The 1,766-nt window shown below is 66.8% G+C and carries 3 protein-coding genes; 1 reads left to right on the top strand and 2 read right to left on the bottom strand.

Going from position 1 to position 1,766, the window contains the following annotated elements; all coding sequences use genetic code 11:
* Both VGE49_RS06890 and VGE49_RS06885 read right to left on the bottom strand, forming a co-directional pair.
* A partial coding sequence (locus VGE49_RS06890; protein ID WP_331033823.1) for a disulfide bond formation protein B occupies positions 1–246 on the bottom strand: 246 nt, incomplete at its 3' end.
* A 35-nt stretch (positions 247–281) separates the two neighbouring features.
* The gene (locus VGE49_RS06885; protein ID WP_331033822.1) at positions 282–863 is read right to left on the bottom strand and encodes a YqaA family protein; all 582 of its coding nucleotides are present in this window, start codon (positions 861–863) and stop codon (positions 282–284) included.
* 192 nt (positions 864–1,055) lie between these two features.
* Between VGE49_RS06885 and VGE49_RS06880 the strand changes: the two genes are divergently transcribed.
* Positions 1,056–1,766 (top strand): 4-hydroxyphenylpyruvate dioxygenase family protein (locus VGE49_RS06880; RefSeq protein ID WP_331033821.1); only part of this gene is annotated, 711 nt, incomplete at its 3' end.

Raw genomic sequence — 1,766 nt, 5'->3', positions numbered from 1 at the left:
GGCGGCCAGCAGGAAGGAGGCGATGCGCGGCGTGCCGCGGCTGGCGCGGCTGAACACGGCCCAGAAGGTGGCGGCCCCGGCGATGGCCACGGCGGCCCAATAGACCTCGCGCTGCTTGAGGCAGAGGTTGCAGGGCGCCAGCCCGGCGAACCGCTCGAAGGCGTGGGCCGCGCCCAGCATGGCCACCGAGGCCGCCAGCGCGAAGGCGGTCCACCAGCGGGTCAGGAGTTGGTACAGGCGCGTCATGACGCCTTCTTAGCCGCAGCCGCAGCCGGCGTCGATCAGTGTCCGATCAGCTTGACCGCAAAGAAGGCGCCGCCCAGCAGAACGAGGAAAAGCACGGTGAACAGGGCCAGTCTTTTCTCGATGATCGCCAGCATCGGTTCGCCCCAGCGTTTGAGCACGAAGGCCACCAGGAAAAAGCGAGCGCCGCGCGTGATCACGCACAGGACGACGAAAAGGGCCAGATTGAACTGGAAGATGCCCGAGGCGATGGTGATCAGCTTGAAGGGGATGGGCGTCAGCCCCTTGATCAGGATGACCCAGGCGCCGTGCTGCTGGAACAGGGCCTTGGACGCCTCGAACGTATCGGCCTTGCCGAGGACGGCCAGCATCCACAGACCGACCGGCTCGAGGAAATAGCCGATGGCGTAGCCCAGCAGGGCGCCCAGCACCGAGGCGATCGTGCAGACCGTGGCGTAGAAGTAGGCGCGCTCGGGCTTGGCCAGCACCATGGGCGCCAGCATGACGTCCGGCGGAATGGGGAAGAAGGAGCTCTCCGCGAAGGAGACCACGGCCAGCGACCGGGTCGCGTGGCGGTGGCGGGCCAGGGAGAAGACCCAGTCATAGAGCTTGCGAAGCATACAGGCGTCCCGGTTGCGCCTGCGGCTCCTAGCAGGCCCGAAGCCTGCGCGCATCCGTCGATAATCGCCTGCGACACCGCAACGTGTCCTGTTTCGGATCAGCCCCGCCTTGCGCCCGACGGGGGGCGCCCATTAGGTTCCGCCGCAATCGGCGGCAGGAGCCGCCACCAAAATACTGAGAGGAGACGCGTCATGCAGGACGCCGCCGCCAAACTCGACCAGGAAAACCCGCTGGGCGTGGACGGTTTCGAATTCGTCGAATTCACCGGCCCGGAGCCCGAGGCCATGATCGCCCGGCTGGAGCTGATGGGCTTCACCCCCACCCATGTGAACCCGACCACCGACGCGGTGCGCCTGAAGCAGGGCGACATCACCATGCTGGTCAACCGCAGTCCCAAGGGCCAGGCGGCGGACTTCGCCAGGGACCACGGCCCCTCGGCCAACGGCATGGCCTTCCGCGTCGCCGACGCCAAGGCCGCCTATGAGGGCGCGCTGGCGCGCGGCGCCCGCGCCGCCGAGGGCGTGCACGGCGGGGCGCTGGGGAACGACTACCCCTATATCCTGCAGGGCATCGGCGGTTCGCTGCTCTATGTCATCGACCAGTATGGCGAGAACGGCTCGCTGTATGAGGCCTGGGACGAGATCGAGGGCTGGGAAGAGGCCGAGCGCAAGAACTCGATGGGCCTCGAAGTGCTGGACCACCTGACCCACAACGTGCGTCGCGGCGAGATGCGCACCTGGTCCGGCTTCTACGGTTCGGTCTTCAACTTCGAAGAGCAGAAGTATTTCGACATCAAGGGCAAGGCGACCGGCCTGTTCTCGCAGGCCATGATCGCGCCCGACCGCGCCATCCGCATCCCGCTGAACGAGAGCCAGGACGACAACTCGCAGATCGAGGAGTTC

This window comes from Brevundimonas sp. (assembly GCF_036405315.1).
Taxonomy (GTDB): Bacteria; Pseudomonadota; Alphaproteobacteria; order Caulobacterales; family Caulobacteraceae; genus Brevundimonas.
Note: the sequence above shows the minus strand (reverse complement) of the source record. Positions and strands in the feature narration are given on the sequence as shown.

Excerpts from the sequence above, each read along its gene's own strand:
- VGE49_RS06885 (WP_331033822.1), bottom strand. The coding sequence starts at position 863 with ATGCTTCGCAAGCTCTATGACTGGGTCTTCTCCCTGGCCCGCCACCGC.